This is a genomic window from Candidatus Kuenenia stuttgartiensis, from assembly GCF_900232105.1.
GTDB lineage: Bacteria > Planctomycetota > Brocadiia > Brocadiales > Brocadiaceae > Kuenenia > Kuenenia stuttgartiensis_A.
Window position 1 is genome coordinate 223,110 of the sequence record NZ_LT934425.1, and the last position, 20,178, is coordinate 243,287.

General features: G+C 42.0%; 14 protein-coding genes and 1 tRNA gene. 4 read left to right on the forward strand and 11 right to left on the reverse strand.

From position 1 onward, the window contains the following. Positions 1 to 188: 188 nt before the first annotated feature. The 4 genes from KSMBR1_RS01175 to egtD all read right to left on the reverse strand — a co-directional run bounded on the left by KSMBR1_RS01175 (position 189) and on the right by egtD (position 6,249). Complete coding sequence (locus KSMBR1_RS01175; RefSeq protein WP_099323678.1) at positions 189 to 596, reverse strand: IS630 family transposase; 408 nt, start codon at positions 594 to 596, stop codon at positions 189 to 191. A 144-nt stretch (positions 597 to 740) separates the two neighbouring features. Beyond that, a complete protein-coding gene (locus tag KSMBR1_RS01180; RefSeq protein ID WP_099323679.1) occupies positions 741 to 1,295 on the reverse strand; it encodes a helix-turn-helix domain-containing protein in 555 nt (184 codons plus the stop codon). Positions 1,296 to 1,819: 524 nt separating this feature from the next. Beyond that, positions 1,820 to 5,227 (reverse strand): IscS subfamily cysteine desulfurase, encoded by a 3,408-nt coding sequence (locus tag KSMBR1_RS01185; protein ID WP_099323680.1) that lies wholly within the window; start codon positions 5,225 to 5,227, stop codon positions 1,820 to 1,822. 20 nt (positions 5,228 to 5,247) lie between these two features. After that, positions 5,248 to 6,249, reverse strand: coding sequence for an L-histidine N(alpha)-methyltransferase (egtD, locus tag KSMBR1_RS01190; RefSeq protein WP_099323681.1), 1,002 nt, complete (start codon positions 6,247 to 6,249; stop codon positions 5,248 to 5,250). Positions 6,250 to 6,527: 278 nt separating this feature from the next. Here egtD and KSMBR1_RS01195 point away from each other — a divergent pair, with 278 nt between their 5' ends. From KSMBR1_RS01195 to KSMBR1_RS01205, 3 genes are all read left to right on the forward strand, one after another. After that, positions 6,528 to 6,827: a DDE-type integrase/transposase/recombinase gene (locus KSMBR1_RS01195; protein ID WP_157775636.1), complete on the forward strand. Its 300-nt coding sequence runs from the start codon at positions 6,528 to 6,530 to the stop codon at positions 6,825 to 6,827. A 23-nt stretch (positions 6,828 to 6,850) separates the two neighbouring features. Beyond that, a complete protein-coding gene (locus tag KSMBR1_RS01200) occupies positions 6,851 to 7,018 on the forward strand; it encodes a transposase (protein ID WP_164995102.1) in 168 nt (55 codons plus the stop codon). 273 nt (positions 7,019 to 7,291) lie between these two features. Beyond that, positions 7,292 to 7,582 (forward strand): tyrosine-type recombinase/integrase, encoded by a 291-nt coding sequence (locus KSMBR1_RS01205; RefSeq protein WP_099323684.1) that lies wholly within the window; start codon positions 7,292 to 7,294, stop codon positions 7,580 to 7,582. A 1-nt stretch (position 7,583) separates the two neighbouring features. Here the strand turns inward: KSMBR1_RS01205 and KSMBR1_RS01210 are convergent. The 6 genes from KSMBR1_RS01210 to KSMBR1_RS01235 form a co-directional block, all read right to left on the reverse strand. Further along, positions 7,584 to 7,656: transfer RNA gene (locus KSMBR1_RS01210), tRNA-Thr, on the reverse strand. Positions 7,657 to 7,727: 71 nt separating this feature from the next. Next, a complete protein-coding gene (kdsA, locus tag KSMBR1_RS01215) occupies positions 7,728 to 8,561 on the reverse strand; it encodes a 3-deoxy-8-phosphooctulonate synthase (RefSeq protein ID WP_099323685.1) in 834 nt (277 codons plus the stop codon). Between the two features lie 46 nt (positions 8,562 to 8,607). Then, positions 8,608 to 9,078, reverse strand: a complete 471-nt coding sequence (locus KSMBR1_RS01220) for a HyaD/HybD family hydrogenase maturation endopeptidase (protein ID WP_099323686.1) — start codon at positions 9,076 to 9,078, stop codon at positions 8,608 to 8,610. Positions 9,079 to 9,128: 50 nt separating this feature from the next. After that, a complete protein-coding gene (gene nifJ / locus KSMBR1_RS01225; RefSeq protein WP_099323687.1) occupies positions 9,129 to 12,707 on the reverse strand; it encodes a pyruvate:ferredoxin (flavodoxin) oxidoreductase in 3,579 nt (1,192 codons plus the stop codon). 293 nt (positions 12,708 to 13,000) lie between these two features. After that, positions 13,001 to 13,720, reverse strand: a complete 720-nt coding sequence (locus KSMBR1_RS01230) for a transposase (RefSeq protein WP_099323688.1) — start codon at positions 13,718 to 13,720, stop codon at positions 13,001 to 13,003. Between the two features lie 114 nt (positions 13,721 to 13,834). Beyond that, positions 13,835 to 14,596, reverse strand: coding sequence for a transposase (locus tag KSMBR1_RS01235; protein WP_099323689.1), 762 nt, complete (start codon positions 14,594 to 14,596; stop codon positions 13,835 to 13,837). Between the two features lie 1,387 nt (positions 14,597 to 15,983). Between KSMBR1_RS01235 and KSMBR1_RS01240 the strand changes: the two genes are divergently transcribed. Next, the gene (locus tag KSMBR1_RS01240; protein WP_420886551.1) at positions 15,984 to 17,639 is read left to right on the forward strand and encodes an IS1634 family transposase; all 1,656 of its coding nucleotides are present in this window, start codon (positions 15,984 to 15,986) and stop codon (positions 17,637 to 17,639) included. Between the two features lie 267 nt (positions 17,640 to 17,906). On the opposite strand, the gene KSMBR1_RS01245 is transcribed toward KSMBR1_RS01240, so the two are convergent. Then, positions 17,907 to 20,174 carry an IS4 family transposase gene (locus tag KSMBR1_RS01245; RefSeq protein WP_099323691.1) on the reverse strand — a complete coding sequence of 756 codons (2,268 nt, stop codon included), beginning with the start codon at positions 20,172 to 20,174 and terminating at the stop codon, positions 17,907 to 17,909. Positions 20,175 to 20,178 lie beyond the last annotated feature (4 nt).

The following is a 20,178-nucleotide window of genomic DNA, read 5'->3' on the forward strand; positions in this document are numbered from 1 at the left end:
CTTTTGATGACTCTGTTTTTCTGATGTTTTGGGCGAATGTTTGTCTCTTTTCACCCCTTGGTACCCTCGCTTCCCTTATTCTACGCCCTAAGTTTAACATCTACTCACTATACTTTCAACCCTTCATGCAGATACTTTCAACCTCCTTTACCACGTATTTCAAGGCTTACAGCGTTTTCGTTCAGACACTAAGTATCATAATACTTGTTATACAATATTTTTTTGCGAAAGAATTTCCATAATCTTTCAATGAGATTTAAATTGGGTGAATAGGAAGGGAGAAATTTGATCTTTATTCTCGAATTTGCAAGGTATTCTTTGACCAACTTAGACCTGTAATATTTAGCATTATCAGAGATTATGTAAATAGTACCGGCTTGAGCATACCTTGACTCTATTTCATGGAAAAGCTTTATTGTTGATTGAGCATTGATGCTTTCATCTTCCCGGATTGTTACTTCAAAGGTTTCTATGTCAATAGCACCGTTTAAATTTATTCTTTTCCTGCCGGTATTAGAGGGTATTTCCTTCTTTTTGCCTTTCTCTATCCAGCAATATGCAGACGTAGAATTGTGCTGTGGATGAACTCCATCCATAAAAAGTATCTTATAGCCAAACAAATATGATTTTAGAGATTTGGCGATAAAATGGCTTTCTAAAAAACAGATTTATTTGACTAGGCATATTATCAAACACACCCCTAAATCCCCTCTTGATAGAGGGGACTTCTTATCTCCCCCCTAAAAAGAGGGGCCGGGGGTGTGTAAATTTTTCGAAAACCTTATTTGTTTGACTATATCTCCAGGGGCTTTCTCTTCTTTGAGTTGTTTGTAGTTTTCGATAAATTCTTTTTGTTTTTCAGGGTTTGCTTTGCCTGGAACTATTGTGGTTTTCTTGTAAGTAAAGCCTAATCTATCGAGGGTATGTACCATTCCTTCGGGTGTATAGGTCTTATTGAATGTCTGTTTTACATATTCAACAATTTCTTTTGCCGCGCTATAGTTGTTTTTCCTGATATGATCTTTTAATTGTTCTTCTTGTTCGCAAGTGAGTTTTGGCATACAGCCAACATAATTGTCAGATAAAAGCCCGTCGAAACCTTTATCTTTGTATAGTTTTTCGTAATTCCTGATTGTTTGATCGTCTAACAAGAGCGCTTCTGCTACTTCTTCATAACTCCATCCTGAATCAAGAAGAAGTATAGCTTTGATTCGGTCGGCATGACGTCTATGAGGCTCTTTCTTATGTGCTTTTTTAAATTCTATTCGGGTTTTTTCACTGAGAAATGGATTCATGCAGAATTTAATACTCTAGAAACAATTCAAATGCAAGAAAAAAACAGATTTTTATAAAAATAAATGCTTTTTACTATATTTTTCGATTTTCTTTTTCCAACGTTTTTATTTGCTCAGCAAACTCTTTTTTCCCTTTGAGTTCTTTTTTATACTTTTCCATTACTTTGTTAAAAATCAACTTAGCTCACGACAAAGTCTTTGGCTTGTTGCATGGACTTTCACCTATTGGATCAAACAAAATGCTTATCTTACGAAAATCCTAGAAACGAAGCCTACTACCTTCAACGAAATCAAACAGGCGGCCATTCCTTACTCGGATTTGCCTCTACCAACGCCTTATCAAAGAACGAAAAACTCGCCAATGACTATTTTAAATTTAAATCCAAACACTTAAAAAGAAATTGGTCACTTAATTTTTAACAAAGTAATGTACGACATGTCTATACCAACAAACTATTTTACTTTTTTCAACACTTCAACCCTAAACAGAAACTTCTATTTTGTACACACCTCAAAACAGTACTTCAGCGGCAGGGTACAAAGCGTACCATGGTTTTCTTGTCTCTGATAACTTCTCCAAGAAGAGTAATGGTGCGGTCAATTTCTTCCATCATATTACCAAATCCCAGTGAGAAACGCAGTGCACAATGCGCCTCTTCTTCTGTAAGTCCCATTGCCAGCAAAGCGTGTGAAGGTTTAGGTGATCCGGCACGGCATGCAGAACCTGAAGAAAGGCTTATACCTTTCTGGTCCAGAGCAAGAACCACCGACTCTCCACGTATACCAGGCAAAGTCATGTTTAAAGTATTTGGTAATAGTGCCTCTGGATTTCCGTTCATTTTTGCCTCGGCCATTAACTCTCGTATGCCTGCTTCCAACCTGTCTCGCATCCTCTTGATTCTATCCATTTCATGAATGCGCCGTACAGCCAGTTCTGCGGCTTTACCGAGCCCCACAATTCCTAACACATTTTCTGTCCCTGCACGCATTCCACTCTCCTGTTTACCTCCATTCACTAAGGGTTCCAGAACAATTCCTTTACTAATATACAAAGCACCAACACCCTTCGGACCGTATAATTTATGCCCTGACATTGTAAGCAAATCCACGCCAAGAGCTTCCACATCTATTGGGATCTTACCAACCGCCTGCACACAATCAGAATGAAATAGAACGTTGCGTTCCTTCGCTATACGGACCAGAGCTGCTATAGGATTAATAGAACCTGTCTCATTGTTCGCCATCATCACACTTATCAGGCATGTTTTTTCTGTGATTGCTGATTTCAAATCTTCCGGATTAAGCTTCCCGGTTTTATCAATTTTAAGGTATGTTACCATAAATCCATGTCTTTCAAGCCACTCGCATGTATTGATAACTGAAGGATGCTCTATGGTGGTTGTAATAATATGGTTTTTAGAATTCCAGTTTGCAAAGGCCACACCCTTTACAGCAAGGTTATTGGCCTCGGAACCACCACCGGTAAATATTATACGCCTTGCAGTACAATTGAGCAGCTGAGCCACACTCCGACGTGCCGCCTCAACTGCAAACCGAGCATCTTTTCCCTCGGTATAGATGCTCGAAGGATTTCCGTGACCATTCTCTATAAACTGCAGCATTATTTTCTTTACTTCAGGGTCAAGGGGAGTGGTGGCATTGTGGTCAAGATATATACGCTTCTCAATGTGCCGAGGCTTTACACTGGATTCTACCATGCCAGCAGTATCACAGTATTCACCGGAATCTACTTCAACTATTTTCTCTCTTTCTGTTGCCTTGGCCACGTCACACAGAAGGGTTTTATATACAGGGAAGCCTGAGATTGGATCATATCGCTGGAGATCTGTTAATTCATTTACATTGCAGTTCTGCCACTTCTCCGGTCCAACCGGTCCTCCACCACCCATATTGGCATCAATGGCGCCCTGAACAATATCATCAGTAACCAGCGCACACATCGTAACTGTACCGCGCTTTGTCATAATATTTACCAGATCTCCACTCTTAATGTTACGGGCTTCCGCATCCAGGGTATTAATCGTTACAGTCGGTTCGGGTCTTTCTTTCAGTAATCCGGATATACCATGATGCTGAGAACGGAAATCCGTGGTTACTCGCGACCCCGAATTGAAAACAAGTGGAAATTCCTCTGCAAGATCAGGCTGTGAATGAGGGCCTTCTCCCGGTTCTGTGTAGATGGGTAAAGGATCATAACCGTGCTCCTCAAGTATAGTTGAAGCTATTTCAAATTTTCCTGTTGGGGTATCAAATCCGGGCTTACCATCAGTGCGCAATAATCCCTTTTCCCATTTCTTATACTGCATCATTACTGTAGGCGTCTGCACCGTTCCTTTTGCATGCTGAACATCTTCCAGTGCGAATCCTGAACCCTTTAATACATGCCTAAGGAGCTCTTCCTCATTCTTCGGATAAAGGTGTCCATATCCAAGTCTCCTTGCCAGTTCCGACAGGATAAAGAAATCATTGCGAGCTTCTCCAACAGGCTCAATAACCTTCTCTCTGATTCGAAAGATTGGACCATATGTCATGTATGATTCAATTTCATACATGGTAGTTGCCGGAAGGACAATATCTGCATAAGCGGCATCTGCCGTTAATTGGCGATCGACAGATACAAGAAAATCAAGTTTATTCAATGTCTTACGCCAGACAGCAGGTTGAGGCCAGGCGGTAATGATTGACCCTCCAAGAATGATGAGAGATCGGATACGATAGGGTCTTCCCTCAAGTACAGATTCCGGTAACGCAATTGCATGAGATTCACCACGGTATGCACTGTAAACAGGAAAGCGTTCTCTGCCCAATGCTTTTCGTACATCAGGATTGGCAATGCGATCTTCACGATTGATAGGGAAATTGTTCTGGTGCATGGTAAAACAACGCCCACCTGGCACATCAAGCTGTCCTGCAAGCGCCCAGAGAACCATTGTTGCGCGTATTGCCTGAACGCCACTGTCACTATACTCAAGTCCGCTATACATGATGGGTGAAGCGCCGTTTGCCTCTGCAATTCTCCTGGCAAGAGATTTAATTGTCTCTGCCGGCACACCCGTAATGCTTTCTACGGCATCCGGCCCGAAGTGTTGAACATATCTGGCAAGGTCATCAAAACCAACTGACCAATTTTTTACAAAGTCCTCGTCATATAATTCCTCTTCTATGATAACATTGCACATACCAAGAGCAAGGGCTCCATCAGTACCAGGGCGTATTGGAATCCACTCCGCATCGGTAAGCTTTGCTGTCATGGTTCTTCGTGGATCAATTACGACAATCTGCGCACCTTGCTTCTGTGCATTAACAATTCTATTAAGATCAAACGGCGGACAATCGGTAGCAGGATTTGTCCCCCAGACTACTATCATCTGGGCATTTTCAAGATCCGAAAACATATTAATCAGCATCCCCCCCATAGTAGTATGAGGAGCAATCATAGCAAATGAAACGTAACAGAGAGCCCCCACACCAAGAGTATTTGGTGAACCAAATGGAAACAAAACGCTTGATGCCGATGAAACAGCCACGCCCTTCGGCTGAAAGATGTCACACATGGCAAGCTCAAAGCTTCCCCGTCCGGTATAAATAGCAGTAGCCTCCGGTCCTGACTCTTCTTTAATTTTATTAAGGTTTTCAACGATAATATCATAAGCATTATCCCAGGAAATCCTCTCAAACTCATATGTCCCCTTTGGACCCTTTCTCCGCATCGGGTAGCGAAGTCGATCTTTGGAATATACAATTTCCGCAGAGTGTTCTCCGAGCTTGCAAATCATCCCCAGATGAGAGCTTCGATCAGGGCATACTTTATCAATCATTCCCTTCTCATCGTAGGTAACGGTAACCCAGCAGCCTGCCGGGCAGATTCCGCAAATTGCATGTTTATCATTAATACTGCTTCTTGATTCCATAAATATTCCTTTTACTACTATTAATCAATAGACGGCGCAAACAGGTTCAGGCTGAAAAACCGTTCAGGGTCAAACCATTGCTGTTCCACATAAAGGCCTGTCTTTTCTGCCAGCGTATCAATATCGTCGAGTGAATACTTGAATGAGTTTTCCGTGTGGATAGTTTCATTCGCCTTAAAACAAACCTCTAATTCAATGTCACGGATGAAGACCTTCTGATCAATATTACTGATCAGGTACATCTCAATTCGTCCAACTTTTTCATTGTAAATTGCCTTATGATCAAATTTTTCGATATTAAAATTACCTCCAAGTTCTCTATTCACGTGTGTGAGGAGGTTCAGGTTGAACTCAGCAGTGATACCCTGTGAATCATTGTAGGCATTTTCTATAATAGTTTTATCTTTTTGTAAATCTATGCCGACCAGAAACCTGTCATTGGGGAGCATTATTTTCTGTATATGTCGTAGAAGAGTCGTCACCTCTGACCTACCAAGGTTACCAATACTTGACCCTAACCATATAATGAGTTTCCGTTGTGCTGCCTGGATATTTAATTGATGAATTCCTTCATTATATCGAGCGGCAATTGCATTTATTTCCAGATTCGGATATGCCTTGAGCAGAGAATAAGAACTTTCCTCAAGCATTTGGCGAGACACATCTATAGGAGAATAATAAGCCAGACTTTGATGTTTAAGGAAGGTCTCTATTAAAATTCTTGTTTTTGTTGAGCTCCCACTTCCTAATTCTATAAGAGCAGTCTCTTTCGGAAATCGAGAGACAATATCATCCACGTTTGTCTCAAGGATATTCGTTTCTGTGCGCGTCGGGTAGTATTCCGGGAGTTCACAGATTTTCTCAAACAACTGTGATCCGATATGATCATAGAAATAAACAAAAGGAAGGTATTTGGACTCAGAGGCAAGACCGATTTTGACGTCTTCGGAGAAGTTATTTATGAAGATCTCGTCATCGGTTGTTGTAAGCATAAACCGCTCTTCAATTTTTGAAGTTGGCATTAGATGTTTCTCCTCCAAAGATGACAGGAAATTGCCTTTTTCTATCGGGTGTTCAGTTTAATAAAAACAAAGAAAATTACAAGATCTTTTTATTTTATCAGCCCTATTGAACACCAAAGAAGAGAGGCGTAGGGAAGAAGGATGTGGAATTATAGGTGAACTATAAGAAAATGGATAATGTGCAGCACATTACCCGATTTTATACAAGAAATTGACAAAGGCTTGCTCCCATGCAAATGGGGAACGGCAAGACCTTCCCCATATCCTGCAGAGAGAGTATGCGTGCCGTTTTAGACGGTTATAGCAGACAAATAGTCCATTGGGAAATCCGGAAAACAATGAAGGAAACGGAGGTGGAAATTATCCTGAAACGGGCTAAAGAGAAGTATCCAAATGTCAAACCAAGGATCATTTCTGACAATGGTCCACAGTTCATAGCAAAGGATTTCAAGGACTATCTCCGGATAAGCGGGACGGCACATGTTAAAACAACACCTTTCTATCCTCAAAGTAACGGAAAAATAGAAAGATGGCACAAGACAATAAAGCAGGAAGTATTCGCTCCTATTGCCCTGTAAACCTGCAAGATGCCCGGCGAATCGTGGATGAATTTGTTGTGCATTACAACACGAAACGATTACATAGCGCAATAGGTTATATCGCCCCGCAGGACAAATTGCTCGGACGTAAAAAAGAAATCTTTTTGGAACGAGACCGAAAATTAAGTGAAGCGCGGCAACGGCGGGCGGCTAAACGAAAGATCGTTTGACAGAAAGGCGGTGAAGGAATAGAATCGTGCCGTCCGACAAAACAGAGGCGGGCTCTGCTGGGGAGCAATCCGCCGAGGGATAGCCGGACGAGGAACGACGGATCGTCATTCCGAGAGAGGAGGCAAATCGATCCTATTTCGCTCACAACCAAAGAATGACGAACCAGAGTTCCTCTTATACCTAAAATAAACCATGGGGGTCTGGGGTAAAGCTACAGCTTTAGTAGTTTATTTTAAATTCGAAAATTCCCATTTACGGTGAATCAACACAAGATGAACCGTAGAAATCTTGTCCGGGCGTTTGATATTGCCAAGGAAAATGCCAGCATACAAAACTTTCATTTCCACGATGTACGCCATTGCTTTGCGACAAGGTTAGCGCAAAGGGGCATTGATATTTACAGAATATCAAAACTGCCAGGGCATCTTAACATCACCATGACCCAGCGTTATGCACATCATTGTCCTGAAAGTTTAAGGGGTGGGATCGAGGTTTTAGAGAAAGTTGACTACAGTGGGGGTAAACAGAAATGTATCAACGGCCTGAAAACCCTTATAAAATAAGAGCCCGCGATCGGAGTCGAACCGACAACCTCATCATTACGAATGACGTGCTCCGCCAATTGAGCTACGCGGGCTTATTGCATAATAAAATTATGTCGCGATTATAAAACAAATTTACCGATTTTCAATCTTTTATAGCAAAGTATTACAATTTTACAGATTTTCTTACAATGTTGTAAATATCCTTCGTTTGTTCTATAAGGAACTGCAAATCATTCAACGGCAGCATTGTGGCGGCATCGGAAAGCGCCCGTTCCGGATGCTCATGCACTTCCAGGAAGAGTCCGTCACACCCACCTGTTGCGATAGCCGCTCTTGCAAGCGGCGCTACCATAGTTCTATCACCGCCGGACATGCTTCCCTGCCCTCCAGGAAGCTGTGTACTGTGGGTTGCATCAAAGATAACAGGACAATTTAACGTTTTCATAATAATCAGGGAACGCATATCGCTTACCAAATTGTTATATCCAAAACACGCGCCTCGTTCTGTGAGAAGAATCTGCCCGTTTCCGGTGCTTCTTATTTTTTCAACAACCGATTTCATATCCCAAGGCGATAAAAATTGCCCTTTTTTTATATTAACAGGTTTACCGGTATCTGCCGCAGCGACGATTAAATCCGTCTGCCTGCACAAAAAAGCGGGGATTTGAATAATATCAAGCACATCCGCCGCCATTGATATCTCTTCCGTGCAATGTACGTCGGACAGGATTGGAATCTTCAACCGTTCTTTAATCTTACGTAATATTTCCAGCCCTTTTGTAATGCCGGGGCCTCTGTACGAATGGACGGAAGTCCTGTTTGCCTTGTCATATGAAGCTTTAAATATGAAAGGTGCCTTATTTTTAAGAAAAATGTCCTTTAACGTTTCCGCTAACCGAAAACAGCTTTCTTCGCTTTCTATTATGCAAGGCCCTGCGATAAAAAATAATTCAGATTCGCCTATCGAAAAGTTATTTAATGGTATTTTATTTGACATAGTTTCGGGAGTTTGGGAACGAGTTGTGCTTCGGTAGTTTAATAGACTATGCCGAAAAGCTACCAATTTCCTTAAATACCTTCTCTATTATTTCAGGTATTGCATTTTTTAATTCCATGGAAAGTTTCATTCCGTATTTAACAGTTTTTGGCTGGACTCCAATAATCCTTATCTCTGGGAGATTGTCGAGAAGTGTTGCCATTTTAATCACTTCCAACAAGTCAGTTTCGTGTAAGGAATATCTGATTTTTCGATAAGAAGAATAAATGGCGTTGCCTTTGAAGCTGATTATTGCACCGGGTTTCTTACCATTATCAACCGCATCTATAAAGATAACCCTGCCTGCTTCATACATAAGTTCAAGAAGTTTAAACCCGCCGGTACCACCGTCAAATATTTCGATATTTTCCGGTAATTTATGCTTCAACAATTCATTTACTGCATGGATTCCAATACCTTCATCCATTAAGAGAAGATTGCCAATTCCTATGATTTTTATTTTATTGTATTTCCCCATCCATAATATGTTCTGGTATGTGAAAACAGAGGGTTCATCCTAATGTATTTCTACGGCTTCCATTCTGCCATATGTTTTAACAATTTCCATTTCCTTTGGATATCTGCTTCCGCAAGCTTCATCAACTCTTTTGCCATCTCAGGATTGGCTGACCTAAGGGCCTTATATCTATTTTCGCGGTAAGCATATTCTTCAAATGGGATTGATGGATCCTTACTGTTGATTACGAAAGGATTTTCGCCTTGTGCTTCAAGGTCAGGATTGTAACGATATAGGGGCCAATATCCACAAGCAACGGCCTTTTTTTGCGCCTCTATTCCCTTGCTCATATCCATACCGTGCGCAATGCAAGTTGAATATGCTATGATTAAAGCAGGGCCTTTATATGCATCCGCTTCAATAAATGCCTTGAGCGTTTGTGCCTGATTCGCTCCAAAAGCTACCTGGGCAATATAGACATTGCCGTAATTTGACATAATCATGCCAATATTCTTCTTTGGAGTCCGTTTCCCGCCTGCAGCAAATTGTGCAATTGCCCCTAAAGGGGTCGCCTTTGACATCTGCCCGCCCGTATTTGAATACACTTCTGTATCCAATATAAGCAGTTTAATATTTTCCCCGGACGCCAAAACATGGTCTACGCCGCCATAGCCGATATCGTATCCCCAGCCATCGCCACCTACAGACCATACAGATTTTTTCACCAGATAATCTGCAAGAGAAAGCAGGTGTTTTGCTTCTGAAGAACCATCATTTTTTAACAACTGTTTAAGTTTTTCAACACGCTCTCTTTGTTCTTCAATTGATTTCTGATTCGATTGGTCTGCATCAATTAGCGCATCAAATAGTTCTTTAGAACCAGCATAAGTATCTTTTACTGATAGTTTATTAATAAGTTCTACTGCCTGTTTGTGGAAATTATCCACCGCTTGCCGCATACCAAGGCCAAACTCCGCCGTATCCTCAAATAATGAGTTTGACCATGCAGGCCCCCTTCCGTCATCCCGCTTTGTGTAAGGAGTAGTTGGCAGGTTCCCACCATAAATAGAACTGCAACCAGTTGCGTTTGCTATCAATAACCGGTCGCCAAATAATTGTGTAAGTAATTTAATATATGGGGTCTCCCCGCAACCAACACAGGCGCCGCTATATTCAAAGAGCGGCTTTACAAATTGACTGCCTTTTACGTTCGAAATACTGAACCTTGATGTATCGGTTTCCGGCAGCTTTAAAAAGAAATCATAATTTTCTGCTTCAATGCATCGTAAAGGTTCTTGTAATTTCATATTAATCGCCTTAACCCCTGGTATCTTATTACCGTTAGAGTCCTTTTTCTGACCAGGGCAATTGAACACGCAAGATGCACATCCGGTACAATCTTCAGGAGCAACCTGTACCGTAAATTTAAGCCCCTGAAGATCTTTTCCCGTCGCATCTATGGATTTGAAAGCACGAGGAGCATCTTTGAGCAACGAAGGATCATATGCTTTAATTCTGATTGAAGCATGAGGACACACAAAAGAACACTGACCACATTGTATACATGCGTCAGGTTCCCATTCAGGAATATGGACGCCAATGTTTCTTTTTTCATATTGCGTAGTTCCTGTTGGCCAGGTCCCGTCATCCGGGATTGCCGATACCGGCAATGAATCTCCTTTATTTGCAAGCAATTTTGCTGTTACATTCCTGACAAATTCAGGTGCATTATCCGGTACAGGCTTAATCATCCTTACCTTGCTCTTGGCTTTATCAGGAATCGGCACCTCGATAATACTTTGCAGCGCCCGGTCAACTGCTTCATAATTCAACTTCACCACTTCTTCGCCCTTCTTTATATAAGTCTTTTTAATCTCTTTTTTAATAGACTCTATTGCTTTTTCTTTTGGGATAATACCCGATATAACAAAAAAGGCTGTTTGCATTATCATATTTATTCTTGCGCCAAGGCCAATTTCTTCGGCAAGTGAAATGGCATCGATTATATAAAGCTTCATTTTTTTCTTAATGAGTTGTTCCTGGACTTCAACGGGCAGTGAGTCCCATGCGTCATCCCTGGTATGCGAAGTTGTGAGAAGAAAGGTTGCGCCTTCTTCTGCATTGGATAACATATCAATTTTTTCAGGGAAAGCGGGATTGTGGCAGGCAATAAAATTCGCCTTTGAAATAAGATAGGGTTTATTGATTTTTTCTTTCCCAAATCTCAGATGTGATACGGTTGTAGCGCCGGCTTTCTTCGAATCATAAACAAAATATGCCTGTGAATAATTATCCGTTTCATCGCCAATAATTTTTATAGTGTTTTTATTGGCGCCTACCGTGCCGTCAGAACCTAATCCGTAAAATAATGCCCGAAATACCTTGCTTTCATCATTATTAAAGTTTTCATCATATTCCAGGCTCGTATTACATACATCGTCATCAATACCAATGGTGAAGTGATTCTTTGGGGTCTCTTTTGAAATATTATCATATACGGCCTTTACCATTGCAGGGGTAAAATCTTTTGACCCAAGTCCATATCTTCCGCCGACTATCTTTGGATACTCCCTGAATTTTGCAATGCCTTTTTCCATCGCCTCGCTTATCGCAGTTCTCACATCAAGATAGAGTGGTTCACCAATCGCACCAGGCTCCTTTGTCCTGTCAAGCACCGCAATAGCTTTTACGCTTACCGGCAATGTTTTTACAAACGTATCAATATCAAAAGGTCTGAACAACCTGACCTGCAGAAGCCCAAGTTTTTTACCGTTTTTATTAAGGGCGCTAATGGTGTTTGCAACTGTTTCACCGCCTGAACCCATAATGACGATGATATTTTCCGCATCGGGCGCTCCATAATAATCAAATAGTTTATATTGGCGACCAACAATACCTGCAAATCTGTCCATCACTTTTTGCACTATCGCGGGAGTTGCGTTGTAGTATTTATTCACCGTCTCCCTGCCTTGAAAATACACGTCAGGATTCTGTGATGTGCCTCTGATAGCGGGATGATCCGGGGAAAGCCCTCTTTTGCGATGGGCAATAACAAGATCGTCATTTATCATCGCACGCATATCATCAAAGCTTAGTTCCTCAATCTTCTGTACCTCGTGAGAGGTTCTGAAACCGTCAAAGAAATGAATAAATGGAATCCTAGACTCAAGAGTCGCTGCCTGTGATATAAGGGCAAAATCCATTGCTTCCTGAACATTCTGGGAACACAACATTGCGAATCCGGTAGCACGGGCAGCCATTACGTCAGAATGATCACCAAATATCGACAGCCCCTGGCATGCAAGCGAGCGAGCTGTTATATGAAAAACAGTAGGCGTTAATTCGCCTGCTATTTTATACATATTCGGTATAATAAGTAACAGCCCCTGGGAAGCAGAATTAGTCGTGGCTAATGCCCCTGTCGTTAAAGACCCGTGGACAGCGCCTGCGACACCGGCTTCTGACTGCATCTGACTCACTTTGGGAACTGTGCCCCATATGTTTACTTGTCCTTTTGCTGACTTAGCGTCGCAAATCTCCGCAATTGGGGAAGACGGGGTTATTGGATAGATTGTAATTATTTCGTTTGTAGCATGTACTACATGTGCGCATGCGGTACAACCATCGACGATTACTGTCCTACGATTCATTCCTTTCTCCTTGCAGATTATATTTATCCATTACTAAAATACTTAATTGGGGCCAGAAAAGCATAATTTCTTCATTAATAGTAACTATTCAGCGTAATTTATTAAACTACCGGAGCTCAGAACGTAACTCGTTCCCAAACTCCACAGACTGAGTCAAATAAAAGTTGCAGCGATGGTGTATATTCGGCTTAAAAAGTATAGATAATTTTTTTCTACACTTTATTTTGTATCAGGTCTAAAAATTCCCGTAATATATCTTTATTAGTGCATTCCGGTGTCTAATCCCTCTGGTTTTACATGCTATTGAACTTTGCAATCAACATTGGCACACCAATTATGGTTATCATTCTCGCCATGTTAAAACAGGTTGATAGAATTGATAGTTCTGCATCAACCCCTTCCCTGCCCCGCAATAAAAATTGACCGGCTCCTAAATTCCGTTTCATATGACCAAATTGTAATTCTACCTTTTCTTTACGCAATTTATAGAGCTTCTGGCTTTCTTCCTCGTGGTATATTTCTTCGAGTCGCTCTTTAAGTTCTTCTAGTTTTACCATTCGCACTACCCGCCTACCATCTTTGCAGGTAGTGCATTTTCCAAAATGCCGGCATTCACGACACTCTTTACCTACGGCCTTGTAACTTACTTTCTCCTCAGAACCAAATGCGAATCCTTTCTTCTCAAGTATCTTTCCTTCAGGACAAATATATACATCCTTTTCCTTATCGTAGCTAAACTCTTCCTTACCAAACGGCTCTAACTCCGTTTTCTTGTTCTCTTTTTGCGCCTGCCTTCTGCCCGGCATTATTACCTTTACATCTTCCGGTACTTTCTCTATATCTTTAAGACTGAAATATCCCGCATCGCTCACTACCTCTGCCGGCGGCTTCCCCAAGGTTTCTGTACACTGTTTCACCTGCCCTGAGAGTTGATTCAGATCGTTGTTCTGACTAACGGCTTCGCTGTTTACTATTAATCCGTGTTTCTTGTCCGTGCTTACCTGGCAATTCATTATTGCATGACTCCCCTGCCTTCAGACTGGGTCAAATGAACTTTGTTGTCTCAAAAGTGGGGGCAACTCCTCGCATTATGCCTGTTTTAGACCATATTTAGTGCTGTTTTCCCATTAAAGTGGAGAATGCCTGTCGTAAAATAGGATAAAATTGTCCATTTGACCCAGTCTGCTTGTCTTGCCATTGACACTATCACTATCCGTAGTATTGATCTTCTCTTTACCGCTCTCCTTGAGTTTCTTCGATATCTCTTTTACCTTCGCCTGCAATTTCTCATTGCTCTGAAGCTCTTCTTTTAGCTTCACTAATGACCCCTTACTGTCTTCTTCCTTGTCTATCCGTTCGGCTTCTTCCATTATCCTTTCTATATTTTTCTCCGCTATCTCTAAATATTTCCCGCACTTCTTTTCATCCCACGTATTATTTATAGAGGCATTCGCCCTGAATTTACTCCCGTCTATAAACAAGATGTTTCCCGCTATCAATCCAATCTCTATACAGAATTTTACATTCTGATTTAAAACCTGCTTTATCGCTTCTTTATTCTCTCTGCGAAATCTCGATATCGTACGGTAATCAGGTTTTATACCGGATACTAACCACATGAAGGATAGATTATGATAGTACGCCCTTTCCAGTCTGCGGGAACTCCTTTCCCCATAGGCATATCCATATACGATTAATTTTAAGAGCGCCCTTGGATGATATTCATGCGCACCGGCTTTATACGCATTGATCTCAAAACCCATTTCCTGAAGGTCTAAGCTCTCTATAAATGCATCATACGCCCTCACAGGATCTTCTTTTCCTACATAATCTTGTATTACCGGTGGAAAAAGTGTGTTTTGATCTCTGTTCCCTATAATATATGCCATATTCCCCTTGTCTCCTCGTTTAATGCAATCATGTGTGATGAAAACAAACCGTAAAATAGATTTATCTCTTTATTTTACAAGTGGTTATGTTAGCATAAACCATACGGATAGTCAAGGGTTTTTTGACTTTAATTTGTTGATTTATAAATACTTACGTCATTTTACCTATGTCTGGCCAAAACCTGTACACAACGACTGCCTGGCGAACGGTTGTTTGGCTGAAAATAGTTTCTTATTTCCCTATGTGACCTTTTTAGGCCATAAATGTTTTTCATTTGACCCAGTCTGCCAGTTTGGGAACGCAATTGCACTGGAAACTTTGTTTCCAGTGAGGGTCTGACTTGACAAATTACAAACTGTCTGAACCCTGTGATTTTATTTCCTATCTATCAGCAAACAGGCGAGAAACCGGAGTTTCTCGAACAAATGCATTCCCAAACTGGAGTTTGGGAACGAGCCGTGTATCGTTTACGCTGAATAGTTACCATTAATAATAATAAAAAGAAAATAATTTTACACGTAAAAACTGAATTTTATCTTACATTAAATTAGATTAGATTAGATTAACGTCGCTATGTCCGAAAGATGGACATTGCGTTGAAACAAAAAAAGCCACACAACGATTATTACTTTTCATTGTGTGGCCTATCCTTTGACAGGCAACATAAAACATTGCCCCTCTCGTTTCTGCCCCCAACCTTTGCCATTAGGTATGCTATATAAAAAATCTATGAAGTCAAACTAAAAAATAACACAAAAACGCAACTATTCAGCATAAACATTACACAACTCCCGGCGTGTTCAGGTTTGCAAACCTGAACACGCTAAGGAAATATCATTAGTCACATTGGTCATTGGTAAATTTGTAGTGAATTTTTTAATCTGTGCAATCGTTCGACTGAGCTCACGACGAAGTCTGTGTAATCTGTGGTTCCCCTTTTTGTAAGTTTTTCTTTGTGTCATTTATGTTCTGTATCCTTTGTACTACTATCCATCAACTTCTTGTTTCTAATACTCGTTTTTCAGAATGCATAACCGTAAGGCATTAATTAGATGAGGCTTCCGTAAAGTTTGGAGCATTTGTTTTTTGTCGTTCGAATTTGTTTCGGATTTTGATATTAGAATTTCAAATTTGTCAAAAAAACAAACGATAGTATTCGTTATTCAGTACCAAGTAACTTTTTTAGTTGCGGCTATAGTGCACTAGCCCCAGTTTATAAATTAGGTTGGGTTTTTAAAACGGATGTTCACCCCTGCCAAAACGCATAAGTGCTTAATACATAGTTTGTTAAGGCTGTATTTTTAATAAATATGTAGTCACTAATATATTGTTATTATACGACAATATACTTGACGGATAATGGTTGTTATCTGTACAATGGTGGACATGCATATTGTAGAGAACAAGTCAAAATCCGGTAAAAAAATCTATCGATCTACCCTTCTGCGGGAATCGTACCGTGAGGATGGGAAGGTCAAGAAACGCACCATTGCGAATCTGTCGAATTGCACTCCCCTGGAGATTGAAGCGATAAGACTTGCACTCGCACATAAAGACGATCTCTGTGCATTGGGCGCATTGTCAGAATCGGTGAAACTCCATGAGGGTTTGTCTGTGGGAGCAGCGTGGAGCGTGTACCAAGTGGCAAAGGAATTAGGGATAGAAGAGGCATTGGGAAAGGACTTTGAAGGAAAGCTGGCGCTTTGGCAAGTAATGGCAAGGGTAATAGGCCGGGGGTCAAGACTGTCTGCAGTAAGGCTGGCGCAGATACATGCTGCGGGTGACGTCCTGGATATGAAGCGTGGGTTTGACGAGAACAATCTGTACGATAATTTGTCATGGTTGTCAGAGAATCAGGCAAAGATAGAGCGAAAGCTGTTTGAGTTAAGACGAGGAGGCAATAAGCCGAAGTTGTTTTTGTATGACGTGACGAGCAGTTATTTAGAGGGGAAGTCGAATCATTTTGGTGAGTACGGGTATAATCGTGACGGCAAAAAGAGGAAAAAACAGATAGTGATCGGTATGCTTTGTGATGAATCCGGGGAGCCGGTATCAACAGAAGTATTTAGGGGCAACACCCAGGATCCGAAGACCTTTGAATCTCAGGTAAAGAAGGTATTAGAGCGGTTTGGATGCAAAGATGTAACGATTGTAGGAGATCGTGGGATGATCAAGACGGTGCAAATCGAAAGTTTACCGGAAGGGTTTCATTACATAACGGCGATAACTAAGCCGCAGATAGAGTCGTTGATAAATAAAGGGATACTGCAATTAGGATTGTTCGAAGAAAAGCTCTGCGAGATAAAGGATGATGAGGTTCGATATATTCTGAGGCGCAATCCGGTAAGGGCGGAAGAGATGTCAAAGACCCGTGTATCAAAATTACAGAGTATAGAGAAATACATCGTGAAGAAGAACAGTTATCTGAAGGAACATCCTAAGTCGTCAGTATCGAAGGCACTGGAAACAACAAGGGAAAGGCTAACGAGATTGAAACTTGATGGGTGGGTGCAGATAAAAGAAGAGGATAGGACGCTAAAGATAGAGAGAGATGAGGAAGCATTAAAGGAGGCATCATACCTTGATGGTTGTTACGCAATCAAGACTGATCTTGAGGAGAACGAGGCGGATACCAATCTGGTACATGAACGATACAAGGATTTAACGGAAGTGGAGAAGGCGTTTCGGGACTGTAAGACGGTGAATTTGGAGGTTCGTCCGGTGTATGTAAGAAAGGAGGATAGTACACGGGGACATGTGTTTGTGGTAATGCTTGCGTACATGATAATTCGAAGGCTGCGCAGAGCGTGGAAGAATTTTGACTTGACGGTAGAGGAAGGTCTCGCACAATTGACGACCATTTGTTCGATGGAAGTAACAATCAAAGGCCAAAAAGCTAGTTGCCAGAAGATCCCGCGTCCGCGGCAACAATCACATGAATTATTAGAGGCATTACAGATAAAGTTGCCAGAAGTATTGCCAAGCCGGAACATACGGGTAGTCACTAGAAAAAAGCTTGCTGTTCGGCGTAAAAGTCAATAAATATAAGGCTTTTACGGCACTTTTGTTTTTTGACTTGGGGTGAACATCCGTTAAAAGACAAAAACCCAACCTAATTTATATTATTCCATTATAGCCAAACAAATCAAGTTTTGGAAATTCAGGATAACGCAGCATGTAATACACACCCCGTCTGCTCCGCTACCACCCCTCTTTTTATAGGAGAAAGCCGGAAGTCCCCTCTAAAAAGCTAATCTTTACCCACAAATTTCAAGAGCACCGTAGTTGTACGGCCAATTGAGCTGAAGGCTAAGTGGTGTAAAGTTCGTAAGCAACTTCAATATCAGCCAAACGTGACATGCCTCGCCAAAGTACTTCACTTCCGGGATGGCCATCACCACGGCGACCCAGATGACCGCCAAGTTTACCTAAAAGCCGCACGGCATCATTGAGGCTTGGAGGTAAATCAGGAGGCTCCTTGACCTTGTTCGCAAAAGTTGTCAATGCTTTCCATTCAGAATCGCTGAAGTAGACAGTACAAGGGACATCAGGTGTTTCTTGTCCTAAAGTAGTCAGGTAATGGATACGCCAAGCTATAATCATATCAATGGCCAAAGCGTTGCACAGACGACGGGCACTCTCCAACTGCCGGGACTCGACACGACAACCGCTCTTGATAATACGATGATAACACTCAATACCCCATCGGCGAGCATACCATTCCAAACGTTCGTAAGCATCTTTTTCATGCTTAACCGCAACTGTAGTTAACAGCATCCATTCTAACCCATCAATTCCGATAGGCGGATTGACTTCCTGCGCCAGCACCGCCCACACCCTGACCGCAGGCATATTCTTTTTTAGCATAGGTGGGCGTAGCGTAACAGGCATCGTTCGTACCATAAGTATTGCCTGACGTGCGGAGCGTTTCTCACTCGGAGGTATCAATATTTCGCGGGTACCTATAACCGGTTGCTGTTCCAGTTTAGTCCACAAAAACTCGCATGATTCTTTATCATCAACAACCGTTCTATTGCGCGAACGTTCTGCACGGATCAGCAACTGAGCGCCATCAGGCGTATTATACTGCTCAGCGAATACCTCGTGAATATCGGCCTCACGATCTGCCACAACCACCAGCAAAGATTTGTTTCGACAGCGTTTCTGTACTTGCGATACTGCATGGTAACTCTCCACCCATTTCCAGCTTTCCTTCTCTTCGATAGGCTTCTTGTGTCGTTCATGTTTGCTGCCTATTCCGTCCCGCGCCCAGCATTGCACATTCAGAAGTCCCAAGGGTGTACCACTTTCAGTAAACGCCATCGTATCATGCACCATCAGTCCACGAACTTTTTCACTCTTAGTACCTATCGGCCCTAACCCCTGCGTATTCGGATGTGTGCTATAATTCAGAGTCGTAGTATCTTGCGCTACCAAAACCAAACTATTCTCCTTCACACGCTCTTCCGTGGCCTCATAATGAGCTTGCAATATCGCCTTCCAATCTACATTCTCATTGTCAAGGAATCGGTATGCAGCCTTAGTCGCACTGACTGAGCCGCACGCCTGCGGAATGTTTGCCAAAGGTTTGTCATAAAACATACCTGTCATTTCTAAAAGTCTTGAGGTCAATCGTGCATCGCCCAATTTTGTTCCTCCAAGTTCCGCTTCTATCCAATCCCGAGGCTCTTTTTGTGCCACTCTTTGGCGAACATGTACTTTGCCATCGGCACAACAACACAACACCGCCTGCCATTTCTTTTGCAACGGCATAACATAAACGTCTTTGACCGTTGCACCTGTTCCTTTTCGTCCTCGACCTTCCGTGCCTCCAACATACTTCCAGTTAGCTGCCCGATAACAGCTTCCGGAAAACCGTCCTCGTTCCACATAGGTTTCTAAAAGTACAGGACGATATTTATACACTCTTTCCCAATCATCTACCAAACGTGTTTGGCATTTTGCCAATACATGCGATGCCAAACATTTTACTCTTACCGTAGGCGCTATTAAATACCGACTGTTATTGATAACAAACGTATGATTCCGCTTACGTGCTTCCTCCGTCCATCCTATCCACTCGTCGCGACTTTCCACCCGTCTGGCACAGGCACTATAACTTAGCCCTCCTATCCATCCGTAATGTTCACTGCGTACAAGATACCGAAGTTGCGCCCCGCATAGGGGCCCACTTCCAAGATAATGATGCGCTTCTAACATGCTACGCCAAAGTTTCGAATGGAATCTCGTTGTAACCCGTATAATCTCTACGTCACCCAACTCCGCTAGCTCGCATGACACTTCCGCAATCGGAGGCGCCTCCGCAGGTTTATTGACTTTTTGAAATGCATAATGCTTGTTCACCTTTGGAAGATTGATCTCTTTACGACGATCCAATTCCAATAACGCCTTGCGACAACTCATCTCTTGCAAACGGCCCGCTTGATTCCTCCAGTCCATCCATTCGCATACCAGACGCGACAGTTTACGACGCGATAGACAGGGTTCCTTTTGGATAGTTTCTGATAAACGCTTTATTACATCATCTGAAAATATTCGACCTCCTACTCTAAGCATGTAC